Source organism: Neorhizobium fuzhouense, from assembly GCF_042611105.1.
Taxonomy (GTDB): Bacteria; Pseudomonadota; Alphaproteobacteria; order Rhizobiales; family Rhizobiaceae; genus Neorhizobium; species Neorhizobium galegae_A.
Map to the genome: position 1 here is coordinate 149,209 of NZ_JBHFFP010000003.1, position 26,213 is coordinate 175,421.

Here is a 26,213-nt window from a genome sequence, read left to right on the forward strand (position 1 = left end):
CCTACAAGTGTGCCGGGCTCAGGCCGAACCCGACAGGCGAAACAGCGGTTCCTCCAGCCCGCGCAGCCGTGCAATCTCAGCAATCGGCACCGGCTTTCCAAACAGGAAGCCCTGCAGCTGATCGCAGCCGGCAATGCGCAGCGCCACGGCCTGCGCATCGGTTTCCACGCCTTCGGCCGTCACCGGAATATCGAGCGAGCGGGCGAGCGCCACGGTCGCCTGCAGCATGTCCACCGCCCGCCCGCCGAGATCCGCCGCCGCTACCAGCGAGCGGTCAATCTTCATGCGGTCGAAGCCGAACTGGCGCAGATAGCCGACGCTTGAAAAACCCGCACCAAAATCGTCGAGCGCGATATTCACGCCGGTTTTCTTCAGCCGGCCGAGTGTGTCGCGGGCGCGAGCCGGGTTCTGGATAAAATAGGTTTCCGTCATTTCCAGCGTGACGCGGGCCGGATCCATTTCCGTTTGTTCAAACACCTCGGCCACCCGCTCGGCAAACGCTGGATCGCGGAACTGGCCGGGCGAGATATTGACGGCAAGCGTCAGTTCCGGCCAGTCGCGCAAGGCCTCGCAGGCGGTGCGCAATACGCAAAGGCCCAACTGGTCGATGAGGCCGGTGCTTTCGGCAATCGGAATGAACACGTCGGGCCTGACCGGGCCATGGCCCGGTCGCGTCCAGCGGGCCAGCGCCTCCACCCCGGAGAGACGCATATGCTGCGCCTCCACGACCGGCTGGAAGGCAACCGAAATTTCCTGGCGTTCGATGGCCTGCCGCAGATCGACTTCCAGCCGGTTGCGCTCCTCGCGCTCGGCATCCATGGCCGGGCTGTAGGCCGACCAGCGGCCGCGGCCTTCTTCCTTGGCGCGGTACATCGCCATATCGGCCCGTCGCAGCACTTCTTCGCCGGGCACGGTGCCGAGCGGCGAACAGGCGATGCCGATGCTGCAGCCGACAACTGCAATCCGATCGCCCATGCTGAGCGGCGCGCCGAGAAACTCCATCACGCGCTCGGCAAGCTGCGCGGCGTCCGCTTCGGCCGTCCTGCTGAGGAAGCCGATGGCAAATTCATCGCCGCCAAGACGCGCGAGCACCGCCTTTTCGCCGACAAGCGCGCTGAGGCCCGCCGAGACGGCGCGGATCAGCTCATCCCCCGTGGCATGGCCATAGGCATCGTTGACTTCCTTGAACCCATCGAGATCGAGGTAAAGCAGGGCGACATCGCGGCGGGATTTCTGCGCATCCGCCACCAGTTCCGACAGATCGGAAAACAGGCCGGTGCGGTTTGGAAGTCCACTCAGACGGTCGGTCAGAGACAGCTTGATGGCGGCTTCCTCATCGGCAGCAAGCCGCGCCAGCGCCTGGCTGCCACTGACAAAGAGCAGGACGAAGTAGATGGCAACCATGGCGACCGCGCACCATACCAGCGGGCGCACCTGCGCAAGGCTGACATTGCCCGGTGACCGCGGCTCCCAGCTGAGCGCGCCGATCGCCCGGCCCGACGGCGACAGGATATCAACCCGGTGCGATCTGTGTTCCTGCGGTTCCTCGATGCGAAGACCGGGCAGCACATAGGCGCTGGCCAGCCGTTCGATCGTCGGCCCCGTCAGGTGCCGCATGAAGATGACGTAACGCCCCTCATCCGGGGGCGCCACACGAGCACCGCTTTTCATGCGGATGAGCCCGACCCCGAATGCCGCCGTACCGCGGGCCGTGCGCGTAAAGCTGGTGGCTTCCGGAAGCAGGCCCTCGCCCGCCGCCCGCGTCTGTTCGAGCAGGGACCTGACATCCGGCGTGATGTAATCCTCGAAATGTTCCGTGACCGGCTGGCCCTCGGCATAGCCGAACACGACACGACCGGCATGATCCACGATGATCGCCACGTCGAACAGTTCGTTCTTCTCCGTCATGGCGCCGAAATTGCGCCGGGCCCAGCCAAGGCCCGACAGGCGATAGACGTTGTCGGCCGCATCGTCCCAGGCGGCATAATCGTGAAGCGTGGCAGCGAGCTGGCGCTGGAAGGTGAGAAGCGCACCGCTGACGGATTCGCGCGAGCGTTCCTCATCGAGCTGGTTGGCGTAATGGCCCACCCGGTCGAGTGCGGTAAAAACCATTCCTGTTACCGCAATCACAACGGCTGCAAAAATCAGCAGCATCGAGCGCACCGCAGAGCGGCGGTCGACCTTGGCAGCGGAGTGTTTCAACGTAATCGGCACAAACCGCATTCGTCAGCCCTGGCACCTATGCGAACAATGCCGATCATGTATTCGCTTTTGCTTAATACCAGATGCCGGCCACATACCAAACGCAAAATAGCTCCCTTCCCCGAAAGGAAAAGAGCTATCTTGAAAAGTTAATGGGCGGAGTTTTACCAGGCGGCGATGACGGCGCCCTTGAACTGCTTGGCGACGAATTCCTTCACCGGAGCACTGTGATAGGATTCGACCAGCGTCTTCACCCAGGCCGCGTCCTTGTTCTTCGCCTGCACGGCGATAACGTTGATGTAGGGCGCCTTTTCACCTTCGCGGGCAATCGGATCCTTGGCCGGATCAAGCCCTGCTTCAAGCGCGTAGTTGGTGTTGATCACGGAGGCATCGACGTCATCGAGCGCACGCGGCAGCTGTGCAGCATCGAGTTCCGCAAAGGTGAGGTTCTTCGGGTTTTCCACCACATCGGCCGGCGACACCTTGAGGCCGGCGCCCTCGCGGATCTTGATCAGGCCCTTGTCGGCCAGGATCAGCAGCGCGCGGCCGCCATTGGTCGGATCGTTCGGGATGGCGACCGAGGCGCCGTTCTTCAACTCGTCCAGGCTCTTCACCTTCTTGGAGTAGATGCCCATCGGAAAGTTGACCGTCTGGCCGACGCTGACGAGATCAAAGCCGCGGTCCTTCACCTGGTTGTCGAGATAAGGCTGGTGCTGGAAGGAATTGGCCTGCAGGTCGCCATCGGCCAGTGCCTGGTTCGGCACGACGTAATCGGAAAATTCCAGGATCTCGAGGTCAATGCCCTTTTCGGCAGCGACCTTCTTGACCTGTTCCATGATCTGCGCGTGCGGACCGGGGGTCACGCCGATCTTGATGGTTTCGGCAAGCGCCGAGCCTGCGGACAGAAGTGCGGCAAGCGAGGCCGCTAGGATGAGCGTCTTCATGGGTATTCTCCTTGGGAAGGGTTGAATTCGGGTGCCTTGTGAAAGGGGTCAGGACTGGCGGTTGCGCTTGTCGAAGCGGCGCGCCAGCGCATCGCCTGCGCTCTGCACGGCCTGCACGAGAAGGATCAGCACCACCACGACGGCGGCCATCACTTCGGGCATGAAGCGCTGGTAACCGTACCGGATGCCAAGATCGCCCAGCCCGCCGCCGCCGACCGCGCCGACCATGGCCGAGTAACCGATGAGGCTGACCAGCGTCAGCGTCAGCGCAAGCGTGATGCCGGGACGGGCTTCGGCGATCAGCACCTTGGTGACGATCTGCCAGCGGCTGGCGCCCATGGCACGGGCCGCCTCGATCAGCCCGCGATCCACCTCGCGGATGGCCGCTTCGATGAGGCGGGCAACGAAGGGAATGGTGGCAAGCGTCAGCGGCACGATGGCGGCACTGGTGCCGATCGACGTGCCGGCAATCGCCCGCGTGAAGGGAATGATCGCCACCACCAGAATGATGAAGGGCGTCGAGCGCGTCGCATTGACGACAAGGCCGACGATACGGTTGACCATCGGGGCGGCAAACAGCTCGCCTTTGCCGCTATTGGCCAGAAAGACGCCGATCGGCAGACCGATCAGCGTGCCGATGAGGCCGGCGACCGTGACCATGTGAACCGTCTGGACAAGCGCCTTCCAGAGAAGGGCCAGAAGCATGTCAGGCGCCATAGCCGAGGACCTCCGTGGACAGGCCCGTCTGGGCATAAAAGGCTTCAGCGCGCGCAAGGACGGCGGGATCGGCGCTGTAGGAGACGACGAGCGACCCATAGGGTTCGCCGGCGATCTCGTCGATCGTGCCGGTGATGATGTTGACCTCGGCACCCAGCTCGCTCATCAGGCGGGCAATCAGCGGCTGTTCGGCCGTTGCGCCAAAAAAGGTGAGGCGCGTATAGATCCTGTCGCCGGGGCTGCCTTCAGCCTTCAGCCGGCGGGTGATGGCATCGGGCAGCTTGGTGCCGGGAAGGCCCGACAGCAGCGCCCGCGTCGTTTCGTGGCGCGGCCGTGTGAAGACGTCGAAGGTGCGGCCACTCTCGACGATCAAGCCCTTGTCGATGACGGCCACCTCGGACGCGATCGATTTGACCACTTCCATTTCGTGGGTGATCAACAGAACGGTGAGGCCGAGATCGCGGTTGATGGTCTTCAGGAGATCGAGGATCGACTGGGTGGTTTCCGGATCGAGCGCCGAGGTTGCCTCATCCGAGAGCAGCAGCTTCGGCTCGGTAGCAAGCGCCCGGGCGATGCCGACCCGCTGCTTTTGGCCGCCCGAGAGTTCGGCCGGATAGCGGCCCGCCTTGTCGGAGAGGCCCACGAGATCGATTAGCGGCGCCACGCGCGCCTTAATGGCCGCCCGCGACAGCCCGGCGATTTCCAGCGGCAGCGCGATATTGCCATAGACCGTGCGCGACGACAGCAGGTTGAAGTGCTGGAAGATCATGCCGACCTTCCGGCGAAGGCCGCGCAGGTTCGTTTCGTCCAGCGCGCCGACATCCACGCCATCGACCAGCACACTGCCGGATGTCGGCTGTTCGAGACCGTTGACCAGCCGGATCAGTGTCGACTTGCCGGCCCCCGAGCGGCCGATAATCCCAGTAATGGCGCCCTTCGGCACGGCATAATCGACGCCAGCAAGGGCGACAAATTCGCCTTGGCCCGCGCGGTCGGCAAAGCGTTTCGTAACGCCCCGAAAAGCAACCATGGGCGTGGCTGCGGTGCCAAGGGCCGGAGCGCCTGGCAAGACGCCAGGCTCAACAGGCGGCGGATCGGAAAGGGTGTCCATTCAAAACTCTTGGGAGGAGGATTCCATCACGAGGCGGAACAGGGTGTTGCGGCAGCGCCGGCAAAGAAGGCCGGGCGTCTAGAGCCTGCAGCACATTCGACGCATGATACGTCGCTCCATCGATCCTGTCTCTCTCTGCATGACGCGGCCTTGCTCAAGCGGCTTGCGGCGGCACAAGCCCGTGCCGTTCTTATGGCATCCGCGGCCTTGGAATCCGAGGGAAGAAATTCCGCATATGGGCGAGAGAGCGAAAAATAAGTGCGCGCAGAAGGCGAAGCGGCGCCGCACCCCCGGGGTGCCACGCCGCCGTTTCCTCACTTCACGTAGGAAACGAATTCCTCCGTCGGGCGGCGAACCTTCTTCAGGTTGACCAGCCAGTCGCCTTCCGGCTGGCGATAGCCGAGCGGCAGAAGGGTGACGGAGCGCAGGCCGCGGGCGCGCAGACCAAGGATCTCATCGACCTTGGCGGGCTCAAAACCTTCCATCGGCGTGGCATCGACGCCTTCAAAGGCAGCCTGGGCCGTGGCAAGACCGAAAGCGATATAGGCCTGGCGGGCGGCATGCTCGAAGTTCACCTGGGCATCCCGCGGTGGGTAGGTATCGAGCAGCATCTTGCGGTAGTTTTCCCAGCCTTCGCTGGTAAAATTCCGCTCCTTGTTGACGAGATCGAACATCGTGTTGATGCGCTCGGCGGTATAATTGTCCCAGGCGGCAAAGACGAGGAGATGCGAGCCATCGGTAATCTGCGCCTGGTTCCATGCAACGGCCTGGATTTGCGCGCGCACGTCCTTGTTGGTGACGACGATCACTTCGAAGGGCTGCAGGCCGCTGGACGTCGGCGCAAGCCGGGCGGCTTCGATGATCCGCGCCACCTTGTCTTCGGAGACCACCTTGGAAGGGTCCATTTTCTTGGCGGCATAGCGCCAGTTGAGCTTTTCGAGAAGCATGATGTCAGCTTTCTTAAAATTTGTGGCGGCCCGGTCGGGAGGAGACGAGCCAGCGCCTAGATAAAGATGCAAGGACGCCACACAAGGGGGCACATTTGGGTAACCACCCAGGTGCCCTGCAAAAGCCGGGAAAGATCGCTGCTGACGCTCAGGGTAAGGGCAGAACGGGCGTGCCGAATGCTTCGAAGGCCGGCTTTGCCAGCAGATAGCCCTGCACGAGTTCAACGCCCAGATCGCGCAAGGCCGCCAGTTCACCGACTGTTTCGACGCCCTCGCACACGGGCGTAATGCCGAAGTCGGCGAGCATGGCCAGCGTGTGGCGCACGACCGTGCGCTTGGCCGGCTCCCGGTCGATATCGCGGATGAGATCCATGTCGAGCTTGACGATATCCGGCTGGAAGCGGGCGAGAAGGTTGAGACCCGAATGACCGGCACCGAAATCGTCGATCGCCGTCATGAAGCCGATCGACCGGTAGGTGCTGAGGATGGAGAGAAGGTGATCCGTATCGATGCGCTCGCTCTCGGTAAACTCGAAGATGATCCGCTCCGGCGGGAAGCCGACCCGCTCGGCGGTGGAGAGCGTCAGGCGAATGCAGGCGCGGGGCTCATAGACTGCATTCGGCATGAAATTGATCGACAGCTTTTCCCTCGATGCCGGCGGTGACAGCCGGGCTGCGAGCTCCAGCGCCTTCACCCGGCATTGCTGGTCGAAGGCGTAGCGGTTGGTATCGGTGATGGCTGAGAGGACGTGGCCAGCCCCTTCGCCGGCGGGCCCTCGCACCAGCGCCTCGCGCGCAAAGACCTCTCCGCTCGTGATATCGACAATCGGCTGGAACGCCATCGAAAAAGGTCGGTCAAACGCCTGACCATCCCGGCATCCCGCACAACCAACCGCCATCGGAAATCTCCACTCTCTCGCCCGCCGGCGTGCCCGCAGGACTGATCACGCCGGCCCTCACCGCCCGATGGTAATCTCAACCCGAGGGCCCGGCCAGAGGTTCCGGGTACGGCACCGCTTAAGGCAACTTATGGTTACCTTTTGGAAACGCGCCAGCCAGTTCGCTGTACCACTTGCCGCTTTTCTTTACCGTGCGCACCTGGGTGTCGTAATCGACATGCACGAGACCGAAGCGCATGCGGTAGCCTTCCGCCCATTCGAAATTGTCCATGAGGCTCCAGGCGAAATAGCCCTTCAGCGGAAAGCCGTCACGCACGAGGTCGGCAGCGGCCGACAGGTGAGCGGCATAGTAATCGAGCCGCGGCTGGTCATCCACTTCGCCATCCACCACGCCCATGTTGTAGGCGGCGCCGTTTTCGGTGATGTAAAGGTCGGGAAGGTCGTAGCGGCGGTAGAGATCCGCCACCATGTCCGTCATTGCCGAGGGGAAGATCTCCCAGCCGATATCGGTCTTTTCCGGGTTGACGAAGGGGGCCGGCACGGTTGCGGGAAACTCGGCGCCCTCTGTGGCGTCGTCGGCCACCCGCATCGGCGTATAGTAATTGAGGCCCCACCAGTCGAGCTTCTGGTTGATGATGGCCAGATCGCCGTCCTCGATCACCGGCATCCGGTCGCCCAGGGCTTCCATCAGGCTTTCGGGATAGTGGCCCTTGAAGACCGGATCGAAAAAGGCGCCGTTGTGGAAATCGAAGGCGCGTCCCGCTGCGGCCTGGTCTGCCGCGCTGTCGGAGCCAGCCACGATCGAATGGGCGTTCAGCACCAGACCGACAGGCACGGTCGGGCTCACATGGCGGATCGCCTCCACGGCAAGGCCATGGGCAAGATTGGTATAATGCAGCGCGTGCAGCGCCGCCTCCATGTTCTTTTCGCCCGGCGCATGCACGCCGTAGAGGTGGCTCAGCCACACCGAGCACCAGGGCTCGTTAAAGGTTGCCACCGCATCCAGCCGGTCGCCAAGACGGGCCATCGCCACCTTGGCATAGCGCTGGAAGGCATAGGCTGTGGAGCGTGCCGTCCAGCCGCCGTCTCCCATCAGCGACAGCGGCAGATCCCAGTGATAGAGCGTCGCATAGGTCTTGATGCCGCGCGCCTTGCAGCCGTCGATCAGGCGGTCGTAAAAATCAAGACCCGGCTCGTTGATGCGGCCGATCCCATCCGGGATGACACGCGGCCAGGCGATGGAAAACCGGTAGGCCTCGACGCCCATCTCCTTGATGAGATCAAGATCCGCCTCCAGGCGGTTGTAGTGATCGCAGGCAACATCGCCGTTATCGCGGTTGAACACCCGGCCGGGCATGTTGGAAAAGGCATCCCAGATGCAGGGCTTGCGGCCATCGGCCTTGGTGGCACCTTCGATCTGGTAGGCAGCCGTTGCCACGCCGAACAGGAAATCCCCGGGAAAGCGGTCGGCAAGAAGTGTCGGGTCAATCATGGCACAGCTCCATTCCACACGTATAGGCACATCTGCTTCTCGGACTACATCAAATCTTCGCGTCAGGGAATGTGTCGCCTGTCATCCTCTTTCGGGATCCGGACAAACTGCATGAAGACACAACCAAAAATATTGCAATAATAAAAATATTAACTTATAATTGCACTCAATGCCTTGACACGAACGCTGCGAGGATCGCTCCATGAACGACGACGCGCTGAACTTGAAGTTCATCAACAAAACCGAATTGGACGAGACGAAGGTCTTCATCAGCTTCCTCAATCCCAATTTCGGATCGACGGATTTTACAGCAAGCTACCAGAATGGCACCCCCGTATCATTCGCGGCGACCACGGATCTGATGTCAACCCCGCTCAGCCTGAAGGAGATCGGCGAGGACGGCTTTTTCATCGCACAGGCGATAGGCATCGTGGTCTATGTGTCCTATGGAGCGCCTCTCGCCTCCCGGACAAGCGCTCCTGCGTATATTGGCGGTGGAACCGACTTCGATGTTCAGTTCCAGACGTTTGAACTCACCTGCAACGGAAATCCGGGCGATCAAGGCGACCTGACGGCGATCAATTATTTCACAGCTCCTCTCCGGATCGAAAGTTTCGGCACGGAAGCCACGCCGCTACAGTCGGTCGGCTATACAAGGGCGGCCAGCGAGATCGGCAACACACTTTTCCAATGCACACGGCCTGAAGGAAGTGCGCTTGCCAAAACGGCCGATGGATCTCTGCTGCGCTATATCGGACCCTCATCCTATGGCCAGGATCCAAACCCGTATCCGTCCTTCATCGGCTATCTGCAGGCCGTCAATGCCGCCGGTCAGACAACCGCGATCAGCAATTCCAATGCCTTCAACGTTCCCGCGCAAGGCGGCCCAGGTTCGATCAACTACAACTTCACGCTCAATCTCGTGGCCACGGCAGCTGCCGACGGCTCCATCGACCTCAACGGATCCGTCACCACCGATGTTACTCCCTATGGCCAACCGAGCGCACCCGGCGAGAGCTTCAACAATTGCACAGTGCATATCTCGGCAACGGATCCTCAGCGCTTCAACGAGGTGATTTACGGCCAGGCGATACACTCCGCCGTGACATTTACGGGCAGCGGATGGCAGGATTTTGCCACGTATATTGAACAAAATGGATTGACGGGACAAGGCGTCGAGATGACGACCAAGAACCTGTTGATCGGCGAGATCACGTCAGGCCTGCTGCTTGGCCTTGTCAACAGCGATATCACCCCTGCGGGCCAGACCCAGAAGCTCAAGGATATGACCAGCCGGGAGTGGTGGCACCTTGATCCACTGCCCGCCTTTGCCGAAGCACAGCCGGACAACACCTATTACGACCCCTATGCCGGCGTGATCTTTGCCGCGTCCAACAACGAGGTCTATTCGATCCCCTACAGCGACCGGCTCGGCAACGGCCCGCTGGTCAACAGCGTGTCGTATAACGGCACCACGGTGGAACGGTGGGAGGTGACGCTTCTGCCGCCACTTCCCACACCGATCTGAAGTTGACCGAACGCGACTCGCGCAGCCTTTGCGGCGGACGCCTTGCCCTGCCGCTCACACCTTCACCCAGCCACCATTTTTCTTGCCGCTTTCGATGCAGGCGGTGACGAAGGCGACGCCTTTCACGCCGTCATCGACCGTCGGATAGATGACGTCCGGATCGATGCTCGCACCGGATCGAGCCGCATGGATGGCGGCCGCCGCTTCCGAATAGATGGTGGCAAAGGCTTCGAGATAGCCTTCCGGGTGACCGCTCGGGATGCGGGTGACGCGGGAAGCTGCAGCCCCTGCCCCGGCACCGCCGCGGGTGATCAACTGCTTGGGCTCGCCCAATCGCGTGAACCAGAGATAGTTCGGATCGGCCTGCGTCCACTCGATGCCGGCCTTGGTGCCATAGATGCGCACCTTCAGGCCGTTTTCATTGCCGGTCGCCACCTGGCTGCACCAGAGCAGACCCTTCGCACCGCCTTTAAACCGCAGCATCACATGGGCATTGTCGTCCAGCCGGCGACCTTCGACAAAGGTGTGCACGTCGGCCGCCAGTTCATCGAGCTCGAGGCCCGAGATGAACGAGCCGAGATTATAGGCATGCGTGCCGATATCGCCCGTCGAGCCGCCGACGCCCGATTGTGCCGGATCCGTGCGCCAGACCGCCTGCTTGGCGCCCGTCTGCTCCACGGGTTCGGCCAGCCAATCCTGCGGATATTCCATCTGCACGAGGCGGATATCGCCCAGTTCCCCGGCTGCCACCAGTTCGCGCGCATGGCGCACCATGGGATAGCCGGTGTAATTGTGGGTGAGGATGAACAGCGCGCCGGCTTTGTCCGCCACATCCTTCAGCGCCTTGGCATCTTCCAGGTTGGACGTCAGCGGCTTGTCGCAGATGACATGGATGCCGCGTTCCAGAAACGCCTTGGCGGCGGCAAAATGCACATGGTTCGGCGTCACGATCGAAACCGCCTCGATCCCGTCTTCGCGGGCCGCCTCCTTTTCGGCCATCTCGGCAAAGGAGCCATAGCACCGCTGCGGATCAAGCCCGAGATCCCGACCCGATGCGAGCGACTTTTCCGGCGTGGACGACAAGGCCCCGGCCACCAGATCGTAGTGATCGTCCAGCCGGGCCGCCATGCGATGCACGGCACCGATAAACGCCCCCTGCCCGCCGCCCACCATGCCAAGACGGATTTTTGCAGCACGCTGTTCGGTTTTGCTCGCTTCTATGGCCATGAAATGTCTCCTCCTCGATATGTGTGCGCAAATTCCCCCTCTGGCTGCCGCCATCTCCCCCACAAGGGGGGAGAGATCAGGCGGCACCGTCTCCGCCAATCGCACTGGCAGCGGCCGGGTTAAGCCCCTCCCCCTTGTGGGGAGGGGTTGGGGGCGGGGTCTTTGTAGTCGTTACAATCCCAGCATCCGGCGATTTGCGGCGTCATCCGTGCCACCGGCGGCGAAATCGTCGAAGGCTTTTTCCGTGACCTTGATGATGTGCGCCTTGACGAATTCGGCCCCTTCGCGGGCGCCGTCCTCGGAATTTTTCAACGCGCATTCCCATTCGACCACGGCCCAGCCGTCGAAATCATTGGCCGTCAGCTTGGAAAATACCGCGCCAAAATCCACCTGTCCGTCGCCGAGCGAGCGGAAGCGGCCGGCACGGTTGACCCAGCCCTGATAGCCGCCATAGACGCCCTGACGACCCGTCGGGTTGAACTCGGCATCCTTGACGTGGAACATCTTGATGCGGTCTTTGTAGATGTCGATGTTGTCGAGGTAATCCAGGCATTGCAGCACGTAATGCGAGGGATCGTAGAGCATGTTGGCGCGCGGATGGTTCTTCACCCGCTCCAGAAACATCTCGAAGGTCACGCCGTCATGCAGGTCCTCGCCCGGATGGATCTCGTAGCAGACGTCAACGCCCTGCTCGTCTGCAAAGTCGAGGATCGGCTGCCAGCGCTTTGCCAGTTCGTCGAAGGCAGTTTCGACAAGGCCCGCCGGGCGCTGTGGCCACGGATAGATGTAGGGCCAGGCGAGCGCGCCGGAAAAGGTGGCATGCGCCTTGATGCCGAGATGGTGCGAGGCCTTCAGCGCCATCTTCACCTGCTCGACGGCCCAAGCCTGCCGCGCCTTGGGGTTGCCGCGCACGTCCGGTGCCGCAAAGCCGTCAAAGGCTTCATCATAGGCCGGATGCACGGCCACCAGCTGGCCCTGCAGGTGGGTGGACAGTTCGGTGATCTCGATGCCGTTTTCGCGCGCGACGCCGGCGAACTCGTCGCAGTAATCCTTGGAGTCGGACGCCTTCTTCAGGTCGATCAGCTGGCCGGCCCAGGTCGGCACCTGCACGCCGACATAGCCCTTGTCGGCAGCCCATCTGGTAATCCCGTCCCAGCTGTCGAACGGCGCGGCATCGCCGGCAAACTGTCCGAGAAAAATGGCGGGGCCCTTGATCGTCTTCATATCGTCTCCTCCCGATATCAAACTGCAACGTTACAGCACGGCTAAACCAATACGGCCTTTTGCACAACCGCACTTTTGAGGCACCGCCCGGCGCAACCGGGCGGTGCCTGCTCTCCATCAGATATGATGCACGCTCAGAAGGGCGAGTCCGGGAAATAGTAGTTTTTCGCGTTGTCCTTGGTGATCAGCGTCGCATCCAGCGTGTAGGTGCCGTGGACCGGAACCTGATCGTAGATGGCAGCGGCGGTCAGTTCCATCGCCGTGCCCACCATCGACGGCGGATAGAGCACGTCGACGGGGATCGTCTTGTCGCCGTCCATGACCTTCTTGATCATGTCCTTGGAGCCGGCACCGCCGATGACATATTTGATGTCGGTGCGCTTGGCCTGTTCGATGGCCTGCAGCACGCCGACCGCCATGTCGTCATCCTGGCACCAGACCACGTCGATCTTCGGGTATTTGGTCAGGTAATCCTGCATGACCTTGAAGGCGTCGTCGCGGTTCCAGTTGCCGAACTGGCGGTCGAGAACTTTCACCTTGGAGCCGGCGATGCCCTTGTCGAAGCCATCCTGGCGCTGTTGGTCGATCGGGATCGGCAGGCCGCGAATGACGACGACCTGTGCTTCCGGCGTATTGGCCTTGATATATTCGCCAGCGACCTCGCCGAGCGCCGGATTGTTGCCGGCGACATAGAGATCACGCACCGAGTTGTCATTGACGGACGGCGCACGGTCGACGATCGAGACGAACGTCCCCTTGCCCTTCACTTCCTTGATGGCGTTGACCAGCGGATCCGGATCCGTCGGCAGGATGACCAGTGCATCGATGCCCTGGATTTCGAGATCCTGCAGGGCATTTGCCTGGGTTGCAGGATCAGGCGAGGTCTTGACGACGACCTTGAGGCCCGGATGCTCCTTCATCAGCAGCGCTGCCACGCGGTTGGCATGGTAGACGACGCCGGCCGTCCAGCCGTGGTCGGCGGCCGGAATCGATACGCCGATGGTTTTGGTGTCGGCCGCGTGGGCTGCACCGAAGACTGTCGACATGGCCAAAGCCAGTCCCAAAATGCTCTTCTTCATTGCCTGTTCTCCTCCCATTGTGTCCAGGATCTTGGCCTTCGACAAAGACCGGGCGACCCCGAAGGCCCGGCCGCGTCACGTTTTGCGCGCCAGCGAACGCTGGACGAGCATTGCGATGATGATGATCGTGCCCTGGATGGCGCCGATCAGATATTCCGAGATGAAATTCGACAGAAGCATGATGTTGCCGACGAGCTCGAGGATGAAGGCGCCGCAGATCGTGCCCCAGACACGCCCCGCCCCGCCCTTCAGCGCCGTGCCGCCGACGACGACGGCGGTGATCGCCTGCAGTTCCCACAGCATGCCGGTGGTGGCCGAGGTGGAGCCGAGACGCGGCACGTAAAGAAGAACCGCGATCGCCACGCAAAGCCCCTGGATGATGAAGGCCGCCGTGCGCACCTTGTCGACCGCGATGCCGGAATAGCGCGCCACGTCCCGGCTCGAGCCGACCGCCGTCACATGGCGGCCATAGCGCGTGCGATAAAGGATGAAGGCGGCAATGGCGGTGACGATGAGGATGACGAGGATCGGCACCGGAACGCCAAGCACGGAGCCGAAATAGGCGGGGCGATAGAGCGCCTGCTGCTCGGCGGAGCGCAGCGTGATGGCACCGCCTTGGCTGAGCCAGGTGGTGAGGCCGCGGTAGATGCCCATGGTGCCAAGCGTGGCAATGAACGGTTCGATGCGGCCCACCGTCGTGATGAGGCCGTTGACGAGGCCACAGAGCGAGCCGATGACGAGCGTGAGCACGATCGCCGCCAGAAGCATCAGGGCAGGATCGGCAATGACGCCGGAATTCATGAAGAGGATCATGAGGCTTGCGACAAAGGCCACCATGGAGCCGACCGAAAGGTCAAGATCGCCGGACGAAATGACGAAGGTGGCACCGACCGCGATGATGGCAATGAAGGCCGAGCGGGTGGCGACATTGGAGAGATTGTTCAGCCCGATGAAGTTCGGGTTGACCAGCGCCCCCACGATCAACAGCAGAAAAAGCGCTGCAAAGGGCGCGACTGCCCGAAGATCGATATCGCGCCAGGTTCTTGCCCGGCGGTGGCCCGTATCTGCCTGCGTTTCGCTCGTCATCTCGTCCCTTGGCTCCCCGGCAGCGGCTGCATGCGGCAGCCGGCCCTTCGTCATTCTGTCCTGATCCCGCCCCTGCGGGCCGGTTCCTGTCTCAACTGGCCAGCTGCTGGCGCAGGCCCGCCGCATAGCGCATGATCTGCTGCTCGCTGATCTCTTCGCCCTCCAGCATGCCTACGATGCGACCCTCGCGCATGACGGCAACGCGGGTGCAAAGGCCTATAACCTCCGGCATTTCCGAGGACACCACGATGATCGAGCGGCCCTCGCGCGCAAGCGCTGCGATGAAATGATAGATCTGCTGCTTGGTGCCGACATCGATGCCGCGCGTCGGCTCATCGATGATGATGATGTTCGGCTCGATTTCCATGATCTTGGCAAGCAGCAGCTTCTGCTGGTTGCCACCCGACATGCGCCCTGCCCGCACATGCTCGTCGCGCACGCGAATGTCGAAGCGACGCTTCGCCCGCATCATTGCCTTGGCTTCGCTTTTCGGATCGAGATAGCCATGGCGCAGATGCTGGTCGATCGCCTGCAGCGTGAGGTTTACCGTCATGCCCTCGCCAAGCAGCAGGCCGCGCCCCTTGCGGTCCTTGGTCATATAGGCAAGACCTTCGGCATTGGCGGCGCGAAAATCGCCCGCCACAAGCTGCTTGCCGCGGATCGTCACCACGCCGGAGGCGCGTGGGCGAAGACCGGCAACAGCCTCCATCAGTTCGGTGCGGCCGGAGCCGATCAGGCCGGAAAAGCCCAGCACCTCGCCCTTGCGCAGATCGAAACTGGCATCGCGCACATAACCGGTGGACAGTCCGCTGACCGACAGCACAACCTCCTCATCCACATCCGGCTCGTGCTTTGCGGGATAAAGGCTGGACAGCTCACGCCCCACCATCAGCTGGGCAATCGCTTCGCCGTCGAGCGCCGATGTCGGCGCAGTCTTGACCCACTGGCCATCGCGCAGCACCGTCACGCGGTCGGTCAGTTCCATCACCTCGTCCAGCTTGTGGGAGACGAACACGAAGCTCGTGCCCTTTTCGCGCAGCTTGCGCACCTCGCGAAACAGGATCGCGGTCTCCTCCCGCGACAGAACCGCCGTCGGCTCGTCCATGAAGATGATGCGGGCATCGCGGCTGATCGCTTTTGCGATCTCCACCATCTGCTTGTCGGCTACGGCGAGCGATCCGATCAGCGCGTTTTCATGGATATGGGAGCCCAGTTCGTCCAGCACGCGGCGCGTTTCCCGGCGCATGAAACGCCGGTCCAGAATACCGAAACGGGTGACTTCGCGGCCCAGATAGAGGCTTTCCGCCACGGTCAGGTGTTCGGCAAGATTGAATTCCTGGTGGATGATGACGATGCCGAGACTTTCGGCCGCCCCATTGCGCGGAAGCGTCACCGGCTGGCCGTCCAGCAGGATGCGACCGGAGGTCGGCTGCTCGAAGCCGGACAGGATCTTGACCAGCGTCGATTTGCCGGCGCCGTTTTCGCCCATCAGCGCATGGATTTCGCCGGGCAGAACGTCGAAATCGACGCTGAACAGCACCTGCACGTCGCCGAAAGACTTGGAGATGCGCTCCCCCACGAGCACGGGTTGCCGCGCCTCGTCCCTGCCCGATATCATGCAAACCCTCCCCGGTGGCTCCTCAACCACCTCTCACCGTGTAAACCTTTACACGCCTGATGTAAAGGTTTACATTTATGAAAATCAGGGGATTATCCGTTCCACCCGGCTTCCTCTGCGCTCATTGCATCGCTAACGTCTCCGGCTATCCGGGCGTCCCGAGCCGGACACCTCTCCAGCAGATGGTCGCCAAGCCTTGTCGAATTCAGCGCCCGCCACGATCGAAGATGTCGCCCGCCTGGCCGAGGTGTCGATTGCAACGGTCAGCCGCGCCATCCACATGCCGGACAAGGTGGCGAAATCCACACGCCAGCGGGTGAACCAGGCGATTGCCATCACCGGCTACACCACCAATGCCATGGCCCGCTCGCTGCGCATGGGCCGTTCCAACATGATCCTGGTGCTGGCGCCCGATATCGGCGACCCGAATTTCTCCTCCATCCTGATCGGGCTGGAAAACGAGGCGCGCGCCCATGGCTACGGCGTGCTGATCGGCCATACCCAGAACGACCCCGAACGCGGGCTGGAATATCTGAAATTCCTGAGTTCCAGCCAGGCGGCCGGCATGGTGCTGTTTACCGGCCACCAGCCGTTTGGCCATCAGGTGGTGAGCGAGCGCCTGCCGCCCTCCGTTGCTGTCTTTGAACCGGTTTTCGACAGCGCCACACCTTACGTCGGCGTGGACGACCAGGCGGGCGGGCGAAAGGCGGCGGAACATCTTCTCTCCTCCGGTCATCGCCGCATTGCCTTCATCGGCGACAGCAAGACTCGGCTTGGCCACCAGCGGCGCCGCAAGGGCTATGATCTGGCCATGGATGCGGCCCGCATTCCCGCCAACCAGCGCATGGTGCTCGATGGCGACGGCACGATTGAAAGCGGCCGCCTTGCCGTTGAACAACTGTTCATGCGCGATACGCTGCCCACCGCCTTCTGCTGCGTCAACGATGCGACGGCCCTTGGCGTCATCAACGGGCTTTCGGCCCGCGGCTACGACCTGCCGCGGGATTTTTCCGTCATCGGTTTCGACGATGTGCCGCAGGCGACCTATGTGAAGCCGGCGCTCACCACCATCCGCCAGCCACGCTCGGCGATTGGCCGGCAGGCCATGGCGCTGCTTCTCGAAAATCTCGGCCAGACAGGTTCGGAGCATCGCGAGATCCTCATCCTGCCGGACCTGATCGTGCGCGGGTCGGTGTCGGAACCGGCAAGGCGTTAAAGCGCTCTGCGCATGAAAAAGCCGGGGCGATGGTCTGCCCCGGCTTGCTGTCGCGTCAGGAATGTCCCGCTCAGACGTAGCGGTTGACGATATTTTCCAGAAGTTCCTGCTGGCCGGATTTGGGCTGCGGGTTGATGTTCTTGGCTTCGACAAGCGCTGCGATGTCATCGAGCGACAGCTCGCCGCGCAGCATCTTCTGGCTGTCGTCCGAGGCCCAGCCGGCATAGCGGGCTTCGAGCGGAGCCGAAAGCGCCTTGTCCTCGATCATCTTTGCGGCTGCCTTCAGGCCGCGGGCGCAGCAATCCATGCCGCCGATATGGCCGATCAGCAGATCGGCCGGATCGATCGACTGGCGACGAAGCTTGGCGTCGAAATTGGTGCCGCCCGTGGTGAAGCCGCCACCCGCCAGAACCTGGTAATAGGCCAGGGCCATTTCCGGCACGTTGTTCGGGAACTGGTCCGTATCCCAGCCGGACTGGTAGTCGTTGCGGTTCATGTCGATGGAGCCGAAGATGCCGAGCGCATTGGCAAGCGCCAGCTCATGCTCGAAGGTGTGGCCGGCAAGGATGGCGTGGCCCTGCTCGATGTTCACCTTCACCTCGTTTTCGAGGCCATGCTTCTTGAGGAAGCCGTAGACCGTGGCGACGTCATAGTCATACTGGTGCTTCGACGGCTCCTGCGGCTTCGGCTCGATGAGGATGGCACCCTTGAAGCCGATCTTGTGCTTGTATTCCACGACAAGGTTGAGGAAGCGGCCCATCTGGTCCAGCTCACGGCCGAGATCCGTGTTGAGGAGCGTTTCATAGCCTTCGCGGCCGCCCCACAGCACGTAGTTCTCGCCGCCGAGACGCTGGGTGGCATCCATGCAGGTCTTTACGGTGGCTGCCGCAAAGGCAAAGACGTCCGGATCCGGATTGGTCGCGGCACCCGACATATAACGGCGATGCGAGAACATGTTCGCCGTGCCCCAGAGGAGCTTCACGCCGGTTTCGGCCTGCTTCTTTTCGAAGTGATCGACGATTGCGTTGAGGTTCTTGGTGTTTTCGGCAAACGAGCCGCCTTCCGGGCGTACATCGGCGTCATGGAAGCAGTAATAGGGCGCGCCGAGCAGCTGGAAGAATTCGAAGGCCACGTCGGCTTTCAGCTTGGCCGCATCCATCGTATCCTTGAACCAGGGACGCTCGAAGGTGTTGCCGCCGAACGGGTCCGTGCCCGGCCAGACGAACGTGTGCCAATAGGCAACGGCAAAACGCAGATGGTCTTCCATGCGCTTGCCGAGCACGATCTCGTCGGGCTGGTAGTAGCGGAAGGCGAGCGGATTGGTGCTGTCCGGACCTTCATATTTGATCTTGGCGATATCGCCGAAAAAGCCTGTCGACATGGGTGGTTCCTCCTTGGTGGGTGTCTATTCCTGTCCGTGCGCCTTACAGCGCTGCCCCTCATCCGCCTGCCGGCACCTTCTCCCCGTTCACGGGGAGAAGGGGTTGCGCCGCAGCCGTTCCGTTCCCTCCCCCCGCGTGCGGGGAGCGGGTCAGGGTGAGGGGCAATTTCCTCAAAGTCCTCGGATCGCCGGATAAAGCGCCCGATAACGGTGATAGGCGGTGTCGTAAGCCGATGTCAGACCTGCGACCGGCTCCACCGTCTCGGCCGTCTCAGGCGCGGTGCAGACGGCAAGCGGATCGGCGCCGGTTGCCGCGATCAGTCCGAGGCGGGCCGCGCCAAAGGCTGCGCCGAAATCACCGTCGGCCGGAATATCGACCGGTACGCCAAGCGCCGTGGCAATCGACGACAGCCAGTAGCGCGAGCGCGAACCGCCGCCGATGGCAGTGACGCGGTCGATGCGGGTGCCGGCGGATTTCAGCGCCTCAAGGCTGTCGCGGATGGCAAACGTCACGCCTTCCATCACGGCCTGGGTCAGGGCTGTACGGTCGGTCTCATGGCCAAGGCCGATGAAGGCGCCGCGGATTTTTGCGTCATTGTGCGGCGTGCGCTCGCCCGAAAGATAGGGCAGGAAGGTGACGCCGGTCGGGGCATGCAGGATATCGCCCACCTCGGCGGAGAGCTCGCCGGCCGTCTTTCCGGTCACCTTCGCATGCCAGTTCAGCGCATCGGTGGCCGACAGGATGACGCCCATCTGGTGCCAGGTGTTGGGCAAGGCATGGCAGAAGGCATGGACCGCACTTTCCGGCTTCGGCAGGTAGGAGCCGTTTGCCGCAAAAAGAACGCCGGAGGTGCCGAGCGACACGAAGGCGTGGCCTTCCGCCACCGTTCCCATGCCGCAGGCCGACGCCGCATTATCGCCGGCGCCACCGGCAATCACCACGCTCTGCGTCATACCCCAGGCGGCGGCAAGCTCGGGGCGAAGACGCCCGGCCTCGGCCGTGCCCTCCACCAGGGCCGGCATCTGCGCCTGCGTGAGGTCTGTTGCCGAAAGAAGCGCATCGGACCAGGCGCGCTTGCCCGTATCCAGCCAGGAAGTGCCCGCCGAATCCGACATTTCGGAGATATGCTCGCCCGACAGCCAGAGCCTGAGATAATCCTTCGGCAGCAGCACCTTGGCCACCTTGGCAAAGATCTTCGGCTCGTTGTTCTTCACCCAGACAAGCTTTGGCGCGGTGAAGCCCGGAAAGACGATATTGCCGGTCAAGGCGCGAAAGCGCGGATCGGCATCCAGGCTCGCCGCCTCGGCAAAGGAGCGGGTGTCGTTCCACAGGATGCAGGGGCGCAGCACCTTGTCGTCAGCATCGATCAGGGTTGCGCCATGCATGTGGCCGGAGAGGCCGATGCCGCGAACGGCCGCCAGAGCCGCACCATGGGTGGCCTTCAGACCCGCGACCGCCTCTTCCGTCGCACGGATCCAGTCGGCCGGATCCTGTTCCGACCAGCCCGGATGCGGGCGCGAGACATCGATGGCGGCCGTGGCCGAGCCGATGACGCGCTGGTTCGCATCGATCAGCATGGCTTTGACGCCGGACGTGCCGAGATCGAGACCGAGATACATGCTGGTAGTCCTCCTCATGCTGCCTGTCAGGGCAGGTTGTCTTTCAAGAAAATGTCGATGCGGATGCGCTCCTGCGCCTCCACCACGGTTGATCCATCGGCCGCCGCCTTCAGCACCCGGATCGTGCTGCGCACTTCATGGCCGGCATCCTGATTGAGCACCGCGTCGATCAGATCAGAGACAAGTGCCGCGCGTGTGACATCGGTCAGCTCATGCAGGATGACAACCGGCCGGGTCTTCGCCGGCAACCGCTCGATGGCGCGGATGAGGCCGCGATTGCCGGCGCCGAAACTGTAGATGCCGGCCAGATCGCCGTGGATCGAAAGCGCCTCGCCCATCAGGTCTTCCGTCCTTGTCGGATCGTCGCGGCCTTCCACGGGCGCGAGGATTGCGCGTTCGGCAAAGCGTTCCGCCATGACGGCGGCAAAGCCATCCAGCCGTTCGCGGTGGTCGCGCACCATCAGCGAACCGGACAGTGGCAGCACGGGGCCCGTGCGCCCCTGCAGGAAGCGGCCGGTGAGCATGCCGGCGGTGCGGCCGGCGGCAATGTTGTCGATCCCCGCGTAATGCGTGCGGGACGCCTCGCCGAGATCCGAGACGAGCGTGACGACGGGGATGCCGGCCGCCACCAGCCGTTGTGCGACGGCGCGCACCGGCGGCGCATCGATTGCGACGAAGGCGACGCCATCCGGCCGTGCGTCCGCCACCGCCTCGAGCGCGGCGACAAGCGCCGGCACGTCAAAGGCCGGTACATCGATAATGCTCAGCGCCATGCGCTCGGCCGCGGCACGCCTTGCGGCCGCCGCCACCTCGCCGCGCAGGCTGATCATGAAGGAATTATCGTTGGCCGGCAGGATGAAGGTGAAGGTGTAGACGCGGCCCTTGGCGAGGTTGGCAGCGGCCACGTCGCGCACGAAACCGAGCGCTGCCACGGCCTCTTCCACACGCTGCCGGGTGACTGCGCGCACGCCGCTTCGACCGTTCAGCACACGGTCCACGGTTGCAAGGCTGACGCCTGCATGGGCAGCAATATCGTGAACCGTCGGCTTCATGTGTCCTCCCGGCAGAACACATAGACGCGAATTTGAGGTACGTAAATCAAAAAATCGCCATCCGTGCGGATAGCATGTGAAAAGGGCCGCCCCTTACGTGACGGCCCCTCTCAGGCGGTGGATCTCGTGTGGAGGCTCAGTGCCCGGCGCCGGGAGGTGGCGCGGCCTTTGGCCTGGAAATCATCATGACCAGCAGGATGAGGCTGGCAAACAGGCCCGTCAGCCCCATGAACACATCCATGAAGGACATGATGGTGGCCTGCTGGGTTACGATGCCGGACAGCTTGGAGAGAGCGGCAGTCGAACCGTCGATGCCAAAGGCATTGTAGTTCGCCCCGACACTTTCCAGCCAGTTGAGGGCAGCCGGATTGCCGTAATTTACATGTTCGGACAGACGCGCATAATGCTCGTCGGACCGCTGGGTCAGCAAGGTGTTGATGATGGCAAGGCCGACGGCGCCGCCAAGGTTTCGGGTGAGGTTATAAAGACCCGATGCATTCTGGATGCGCTGCGGCGGCAGCGTGCCGAGCGCCACGTTGTTGATCGGCACCATGCACAGCATCATCGAGCATCCACGCAGGATCTGCGGCAGGAAAAGCTCGTAGAAATCCCAGTCCGCAGTCAGCCCTGTCATCAGATAGGTGCCTGACGCAAAGCCGAAGAAGCCGATAGCCATCATCAGGCGCGGATCGAGCTTTCCCGAAAGCATGCCGGCGACGGGCGCCGTGAAAAACATGGCAAGGCCCGAGACGAACATGGTCTCGCCGATCATCAGCGCGTCGTAGCCACGAATACGCGCCAGATACAGCGGGTAGAGATAGGTCAGTCCGTAAAGGCCGACGCCCATGACGAAGGAAAACAGCGAGCCGAAGGCAAAATTGCGGTTGGTGAAGGCCTTCAGATCCACCACCGGGAAATCCACCTTGAAGGCGCGCCAGAAGAAGACGACCGCGCCGATGACCATGGCGACCGTTCCAAGAACGATATGCTCGTCGCTGAACCAGTCCTTGCTGTTGCCCTCTTCCAACACGTATTCGAGCGAGCCGAGAAACACCGCCATGGAGATAAGGCCCCACCAGTCGAAGCGCTTCATCAGTTCATGATTGGGCTTGTCGAAATCGATGAAGGTCCAGGCCATCAGCGTGACGATGATGCCGGGCACGATGTTGACGAGGAACAGCCAGTGCCAGGAAAAGGCATTGCTGAGATAGCCGCCGACCGTCGGCCCGATCGTCGGCGCAAGCGTCGCGATGAGGCCGATGATGGGCGAGACGACGGCGCGCTTAGAGGGTGGGAAGATGGTGAAGGCCGCCGCAAACACCGAGGGGATCATGCCGCCGCCGATAAAACCCTGTATGGCGCGGTAGATGATCATCTGGTCGATATTGGTGGCGGTGGCGCAGAGCGCGCTCGACAGCGTGAAGCCCGCCGCACAGACGGTAAACAGCACCCGCGTCGAGAGGATGCGGGCAAGCGTGCCCGACAGCGGGATCATGATGACCTCCGCGATGAGGTAGGAGGTCTGCACCCAGGCCACTTCGTCGGAACCGGCCGACAGGCCGGCCTGGATTTCCGACAGCGAAGCGGAGACGATCTGGATATCCAGGATGGACATGAACATGCCGACCACCATGGCGAAGAAGGCAATGATCTTCCTCTTGTCCATGGGCGGATCGACGGGCCGGGCACCGGCCGGGGCACCCGCAGTCGCTGTTGTGGCGGCCATGTTGGTTCTCCTTTGCCGGAGCCTCAGCCGTTAGTTGGCCGCCGCGTGGGCGGAGGGAGCGGTGCGGGTATCCACATCGGCAACGACGCTGAGGCCAGCGCGCAGGCGACGTTCGTTCAACACATCCTGCGGCACGGCGATGCGAACCGGCACGCGCTGGACGACCTTGGTGAAGTTGCCCGTGGCATTTTCCGGCGGCAGCAGCGAGAAGACGGCGCCGGAGGCCGGCGCAATCGACTGGACCGTGCCTTCAATCGTGTCTTCATCGAAAGCATCGACGTGAACGCGGACCTTCGACCCGACCGCGATATGGCCGATCTGCGTTTCCTTGAAATTCGCATCGATATAGAGGGCATCGAGCGGAACCAGCGAGGCGAGCCGCTTGCCACTGGAGACGAGGTCACCCGTCTGCACCGACAGATTGCCGATGGTGCCGGCATAAGGCGCCTTCAGCACGGTGAAATCGAGGTCGCGCTTGGCCTGCTCGACTGCAAGCTCCTGCAGGCGCACCGTGTTGACGGCTTCGGTGCGCTGGGCCCGCAGGAGATCGACATTGGCGGCCGCCGAGGTGACGGCTGCCTGGCCTGCGGCCATATTGGCCTGCGCCTGCTCGAGCGCAATCTGCGCATTGTCGAGATCGGCTGCGGTGCCGACGGATTTGGAGGCCAGTTCCGTCTGGCGCTTCTGGGTAATCTCGGCACCGCGCAGCGCCGCCTGCAGCGCGCTCAATTGTGCCTGCGACTGCTTGAGGCTCGCCTCGCCGACTGTAATCTGCGCATCCATGCGCGCGACCGCCAGATTGGCGCTTTCGACATTGGCCTGCGCCTGCTCGAGCGCAATGCGGTAATCGCCCTGATCGAGCGTGACGAGCGGATCGCCGGCCTTCACCGTCTGGTTTTCGACGACGTTGACCTTTTCGACATAGCCGGACACCTTTGGCGAAATCACTGCGATATCGCCGGACACATAAGCGTCGTCGGTGGAAACCAGAAAACGGCCGTCCGTCCACCAGTTGTAACCGTACCAGCCGCCGGCGCCGATGAGCGCCACCGCGAGGATCGGCAGGACAAAGCTCTTCTTTTTCTTCCCAGGCGCGCCCTCACCGGTCTTTGCAGCACCCTGGTCGGCACCGGCCGGCTTCTTTTCACCAATCGGTGCTTCGGTGCGCGCATCCGCCTGTCCAGCGGCATCTGCGCCCTTTGAAACAACACGAAGAGGACCGGATTGAGGAGATGCAGTCATCGGGAGCACCATGGAGGAAGGAGAACGAACGGATCGAACCGATCGGTTCAATTGTGGTTGACATAGAGTGATCCTTAGCACATATCAAGTGCAATCGAACCATCTGGTTCGAAAAGTTTTAAAACCGGGATCACGAATGCCTGAAGACAGCTGCGTTCCCTGCGACGCCCAAACCCCGACCGGCCGATTTGCCGCTGGCGAGGACCCCGTCAAGCGCGAACAGATCCTTGACGGCGCCAAGCGCATCTTCATGTCGACCGGTTTCGACGCGGCCAGCATGAACGACATTACGCGCGAGGCAGGCGTATCGAAAAGCACGATCTATGTCTACTTCGCCAACAAGGACGAATTGTTCGCCGCTCTCATGGAGCGCGAAAAGGCACGCCTTGCCCAATCCCTGCAGGATATCCTGACGGGCGTCGATGACGTGGAGGATGGCCTGTTTCGCTTCGGCGTCGGCTTTGCCACGCACGTCACCAGCAACGACACCATCTCGGCCATGCGCACGATGATCGGGGTTGCTCCGCGCATGCCGAACCTCTCGCAACGGTTTTTCCGCGACGAGACGCTGAACGTACGCACGGTTCTGGAGAATTTCATCGAGCGGCAGGTGGAGCGTGGCGCGCTTGCAACCGATGACATTTCGCTTGCCGCCCGCCAGTTCATAGAACTGTGCACGGGATCGTTCCTGAAGCTGCGTCTGTTCGGCAGCATGCGCACCCCTCCCCCTGAGGACGAGATCGAGCATATCGTGAGTGCCGGCGTGACGCTGTTCATGGCCGGCTACGGGGCAAAAAAATCTGCTTTCGCGACGGAATAAAAAAGCGGCTCGCCCGTATACCCCTTGCGCGCGTTCGGGTGTGCGCGGGCGCCAGAAGCCCGCATCCCTCCTAAGGCGCTGACAGTGTATTAATTTCGCACTGCAGAGACCGGCTCTTCCGCAATGGCCCAATGACGGTGGCTTGATTCATCAGGCATCCCGGCTACATTTCGAAAAGCCAGCACTCCTGCGGCGCCAAGGGGCTTTCACCTATGCAGAACCTGATGTTACTGGTCCAGGATCCCGCCGCCTGGGTCGCGCTCGTCACCCTGGTGGTGATGGAGATCGTGCTCGGTATCGACAACCTGATCTTCATCTCCATCCTCACCAACAAGCTGCCGCCGGAAAACCGCGAAAAGGCCCGCAAGATCGGCATCGGCCTTGCCCTCGTCATGCGGCTTGGCCTTCTGGGCACCGTCGCCTGGATCGTGCAGCTGACGACGCCGGTCTTCGAAGTCTTCGGCCAGGGCTTTTCCTGGAAGGACATCATCCTGATCGCCGGCGGCCTCTTCCTCGTCTGGAAAGCCACCAAGGAGATCCACCACAGCGTCGATCCGGTCGATCACAAGGAAGACATGGTGTCCGGCAAGGTCGCCACCAGCTTTGCCTCCGCCATCGGCCAGATCCTGCTGCTCGACCTCGTCTTCTCCATCGACAGCATCATCACGGCCGTCGGCATGACGCCGCATGTGCCGATCATGGTGATTGCGGTGATCGCGGCCGTGACCGTGATGCTGGTGGCAGCAACACCGCTTGCCAATTTCATCGAGCGAAACCCGACCATCGTCATGCTGGCGCTCGCCTTCCTGCTGATGATCGGCACCACGCTTATTGCCGAAGGCATGGGCTTTCATGTGCCCAAGGGCTATGTCTATGCCGCCATGGCGTTTTCGGCACTGGTCGAGGTCTTGAACATGTTCTCGCGCAATGCCCGCAAGCGCAGGCAGGGCGGATCCGGCACCGATACCGTTCACTGACGCGCCTCCGGCTGCGCAGAATGACCGCCGCGAGGTCTTGGAACTTTCGGGGTTCCGCCGCATTTGAGGTGGCACCCCAAACCCCTTTCGCGGCGGCCTCTTCCGG

21 protein-coding genes are annotated in these 26,213 nt (G+C 62.3%); 4 read left to right on the forward strand and 17 right to left on the reverse strand.

Features of this window, described 5'->3' with window-relative positions:
• Positions 1 to 18: 18 nt before the first annotated feature.
• From ACEXP3_RS07625 to ACEXP3_RS07655, 7 genes are all read right to left on the reverse strand, one after another.
• The gene (locus ACEXP3_RS07625; RefSeq protein WP_377296707.1) at positions 19 to 2,223 is read right to left on the reverse strand and encodes a putative bifunctional diguanylate cyclase/phosphodiesterase; all 2,205 of its coding nucleotides are present in this window, start codon (positions 2,221 to 2,223) and stop codon (positions 19 to 21) included.
• A gap of 143 nt (positions 2,224 to 2,366) precedes the next feature.
• Positions 2,367 to 3,146 carry a MetQ/NlpA family ABC transporter substrate-binding protein gene (locus ACEXP3_RS07630; protein ID WP_210105509.1) on the reverse strand — a complete coding sequence of 260 codons (780 nt, stop codon included), beginning with the start codon at positions 3,144 to 3,146 and terminating at the stop codon, positions 2,367 to 2,369.
• A 48-nt stretch (positions 3,147 to 3,194) separates the two neighbouring features.
• Entirely contained in the window at positions 3,195 to 3,863 is a 669-nt protein-coding gene (locus ACEXP3_RS07635; protein ID WP_210105508.1) for a methionine ABC transporter permease, read from the reverse strand.
• Positions 3,853 to 4,893, reverse strand: a complete 1,041-nt coding sequence (locus ACEXP3_RS07640; protein ID WP_377296901.1) for a methionine ABC transporter ATP-binding protein — start codon at positions 4,891 to 4,893, stop codon at positions 3,853 to 3,855. Before ACEXP3_RS07640 ends, ACEXP3_RS07635 begins: the two co-directional genes overlap by 11 nt.
• A gap of 395 nt (positions 4,894 to 5,288) precedes the next feature.
• The gene (locus tag ACEXP3_RS07645) at positions 5,289 to 5,921 is read right to left on the reverse strand and encodes an NAD(P)H-dependent oxidoreductase (RefSeq protein WP_377296708.1); all 633 of its coding nucleotides are present in this window, start codon (positions 5,919 to 5,921) and stop codon (positions 5,289 to 5,291) included.
• A 148-nt stretch (positions 5,922 to 6,069) separates the two neighbouring features.
• A complete protein-coding gene (locus ACEXP3_RS07650; RefSeq protein ID WP_377296709.1) occupies positions 6,070 to 6,762 on the reverse strand; it encodes an EAL domain-containing protein in 693 nt (230 codons plus the stop codon).
• 175 nt (positions 6,763 to 6,937) lie between these two features.
• Complete coding sequence (locus tag ACEXP3_RS07655) at positions 6,938 to 8,311, reverse strand: GH1 family beta-glucosidase (RefSeq protein ID WP_377296710.1); 1,374 nt, start codon at positions 8,309 to 8,311, stop codon at positions 6,938 to 6,940.
• Positions 8,312 to 8,513: 202 nt separating this feature from the next.
• On the opposite strand from ACEXP3_RS07655, the gene ACEXP3_RS07660 reads away from it, so the two are divergent.
• Positions 8,514 to 9,839 (forward strand): hypothetical protein, encoded by a 1,326-nt coding sequence (locus tag ACEXP3_RS07660; protein ID WP_377296711.1) that lies wholly within the window; start codon positions 8,514 to 8,516, stop codon positions 9,837 to 9,839.
• Between the two features lie 54 nt (positions 9,840 to 9,893).
• Here ACEXP3_RS07660 and ACEXP3_RS07665 read toward each other — a convergent pair whose 3' ends face one another.
• The 5 genes from ACEXP3_RS07665 to ACEXP3_RS07685 form a co-directional block, all read right to left on the reverse strand.
• Positions 9,894 to 11,066: a Gfo/Idh/MocA family protein gene (locus tag ACEXP3_RS07665; RefSeq protein ID WP_377296712.1), complete on the reverse strand. Its 1,173-nt coding sequence runs from the start codon at positions 11,064 to 11,066 to the stop codon at positions 9,894 to 9,896.
• A gap of 171 nt (positions 11,067 to 11,237) precedes the next feature.
• The gene (locus ACEXP3_RS07670) at positions 11,238 to 12,290 is read right to left on the reverse strand and encodes a sugar phosphate isomerase/epimerase family protein (protein ID WP_377296713.1); all 1,053 of its coding nucleotides are present in this window, start codon (positions 12,288 to 12,290) and stop codon (positions 11,238 to 11,240) included.
• Positions 12,291 to 12,424: 134 nt separating this feature from the next.
• Positions 12,425 to 13,369 carry a substrate-binding domain-containing protein gene (locus tag ACEXP3_RS07675; protein ID WP_210105501.1) on the reverse strand — a complete coding sequence of 315 codons (945 nt, stop codon included), beginning with the start codon at positions 13,367 to 13,369 and terminating at the stop codon, positions 12,425 to 12,427.
• A 75-nt stretch (positions 13,370 to 13,444) separates the two neighbouring features.
• Positions 13,445 to 14,455 (reverse strand): ABC transporter permease, encoded by a 1,011-nt coding sequence (locus ACEXP3_RS07680; RefSeq protein ID WP_377296902.1) that lies wholly within the window; start codon positions 14,453 to 14,455, stop codon positions 13,445 to 13,447.
• A 91-nt stretch (positions 14,456 to 14,546) separates the two neighbouring features.
• Positions 14,547 to 16,073 carry a sugar ABC transporter ATP-binding protein gene (locus ACEXP3_RS07685; RefSeq protein WP_377296715.1) on the reverse strand — a complete coding sequence of 509 codons (1,527 nt, stop codon included), beginning with the start codon at positions 16,071 to 16,073 and terminating at the stop codon, positions 14,547 to 14,549.
• 196 nt (positions 16,074 to 16,269) lie between these two features.
• On the opposite strand from ACEXP3_RS07685, the gene ACEXP3_RS07690 reads away from it, so the two are divergent.
• A complete protein-coding gene (locus ACEXP3_RS07690) occupies positions 16,270 to 17,289 on the forward strand; it encodes a LacI family DNA-binding transcriptional regulator (RefSeq protein ID WP_377296716.1) in 1,020 nt (339 codons plus the stop codon).
• 70 nt (positions 17,290 to 17,359) lie between these two features.
• Here the strand turns inward: ACEXP3_RS07690 and xylA are convergent, their stop codons facing one another.
• The 5 genes from xylA to ACEXP3_RS07715 all read right to left on the reverse strand — a co-directional run bounded on the left by xylA (position 17,360) and on the right by ACEXP3_RS07715 (position 24,310).
• Positions 17,360 to 18,670, reverse strand: coding sequence for a xylose isomerase (gene xylA / locus ACEXP3_RS07695; protein ID WP_210105497.1), 1,311 nt, complete (start codon positions 18,668 to 18,670; stop codon positions 17,360 to 17,362).
• A gap of 171 nt (positions 18,671 to 18,841) precedes the next feature.
• Positions 18,842 to 20,290, reverse strand: coding sequence for a xylulokinase (gene xylB, locus ACEXP3_RS07700; protein ID WP_377296717.1), 1,449 nt, complete (start codon positions 20,288 to 20,290; stop codon positions 18,842 to 18,844).
• 26 nt (positions 20,291 to 20,316) lie between these two features.
• Complete coding sequence (locus ACEXP3_RS07705; RefSeq protein ID WP_377296718.1) at positions 20,317 to 21,342, reverse strand: LacI family DNA-binding transcriptional regulator; 1,026 nt, start codon at positions 21,340 to 21,342, stop codon at positions 20,317 to 20,319.
• Between the two features lie 136 nt (positions 21,343 to 21,478).
• The gene (locus tag ACEXP3_RS07710; RefSeq protein WP_377296719.1) at positions 21,479 to 23,068 is read right to left on the reverse strand and encodes a DHA2 family efflux MFS transporter permease subunit; all 1,590 of its coding nucleotides are present in this window, start codon (positions 23,066 to 23,068) and stop codon (positions 21,479 to 21,481) included.
• Between the two features lie 30 nt (positions 23,069 to 23,098).
• Positions 23,099 to 24,310 (reverse strand): HlyD family secretion protein, encoded by a 1,212-nt coding sequence (locus ACEXP3_RS07715; protein WP_377296720.1) that lies wholly within the window; start codon positions 24,308 to 24,310, stop codon positions 23,099 to 23,101.
• Between the two features lie 136 nt (positions 24,311 to 24,446).
• Between ACEXP3_RS07715 and ACEXP3_RS07720 the strand changes: the two genes are divergently transcribed.
• Positions 24,447 to 25,130 (forward strand): TetR/AcrR family transcriptional regulator, encoded by a 684-nt coding sequence (locus tag ACEXP3_RS07720; protein ID WP_377296721.1) that lies wholly within the window; start codon positions 24,447 to 24,449, stop codon positions 25,128 to 25,130.
• A gap of 212 nt (positions 25,131 to 25,342) precedes the next feature.
• Positions 25,343 to 26,107, forward strand: a complete 765-nt coding sequence (locus ACEXP3_RS07725) for a TerC family protein (RefSeq protein WP_377296722.1) — start codon at positions 25,343 to 25,345, stop codon at positions 26,105 to 26,107.
• Positions 26,108 to 26,213: the final 106 nt, after the last annotated feature.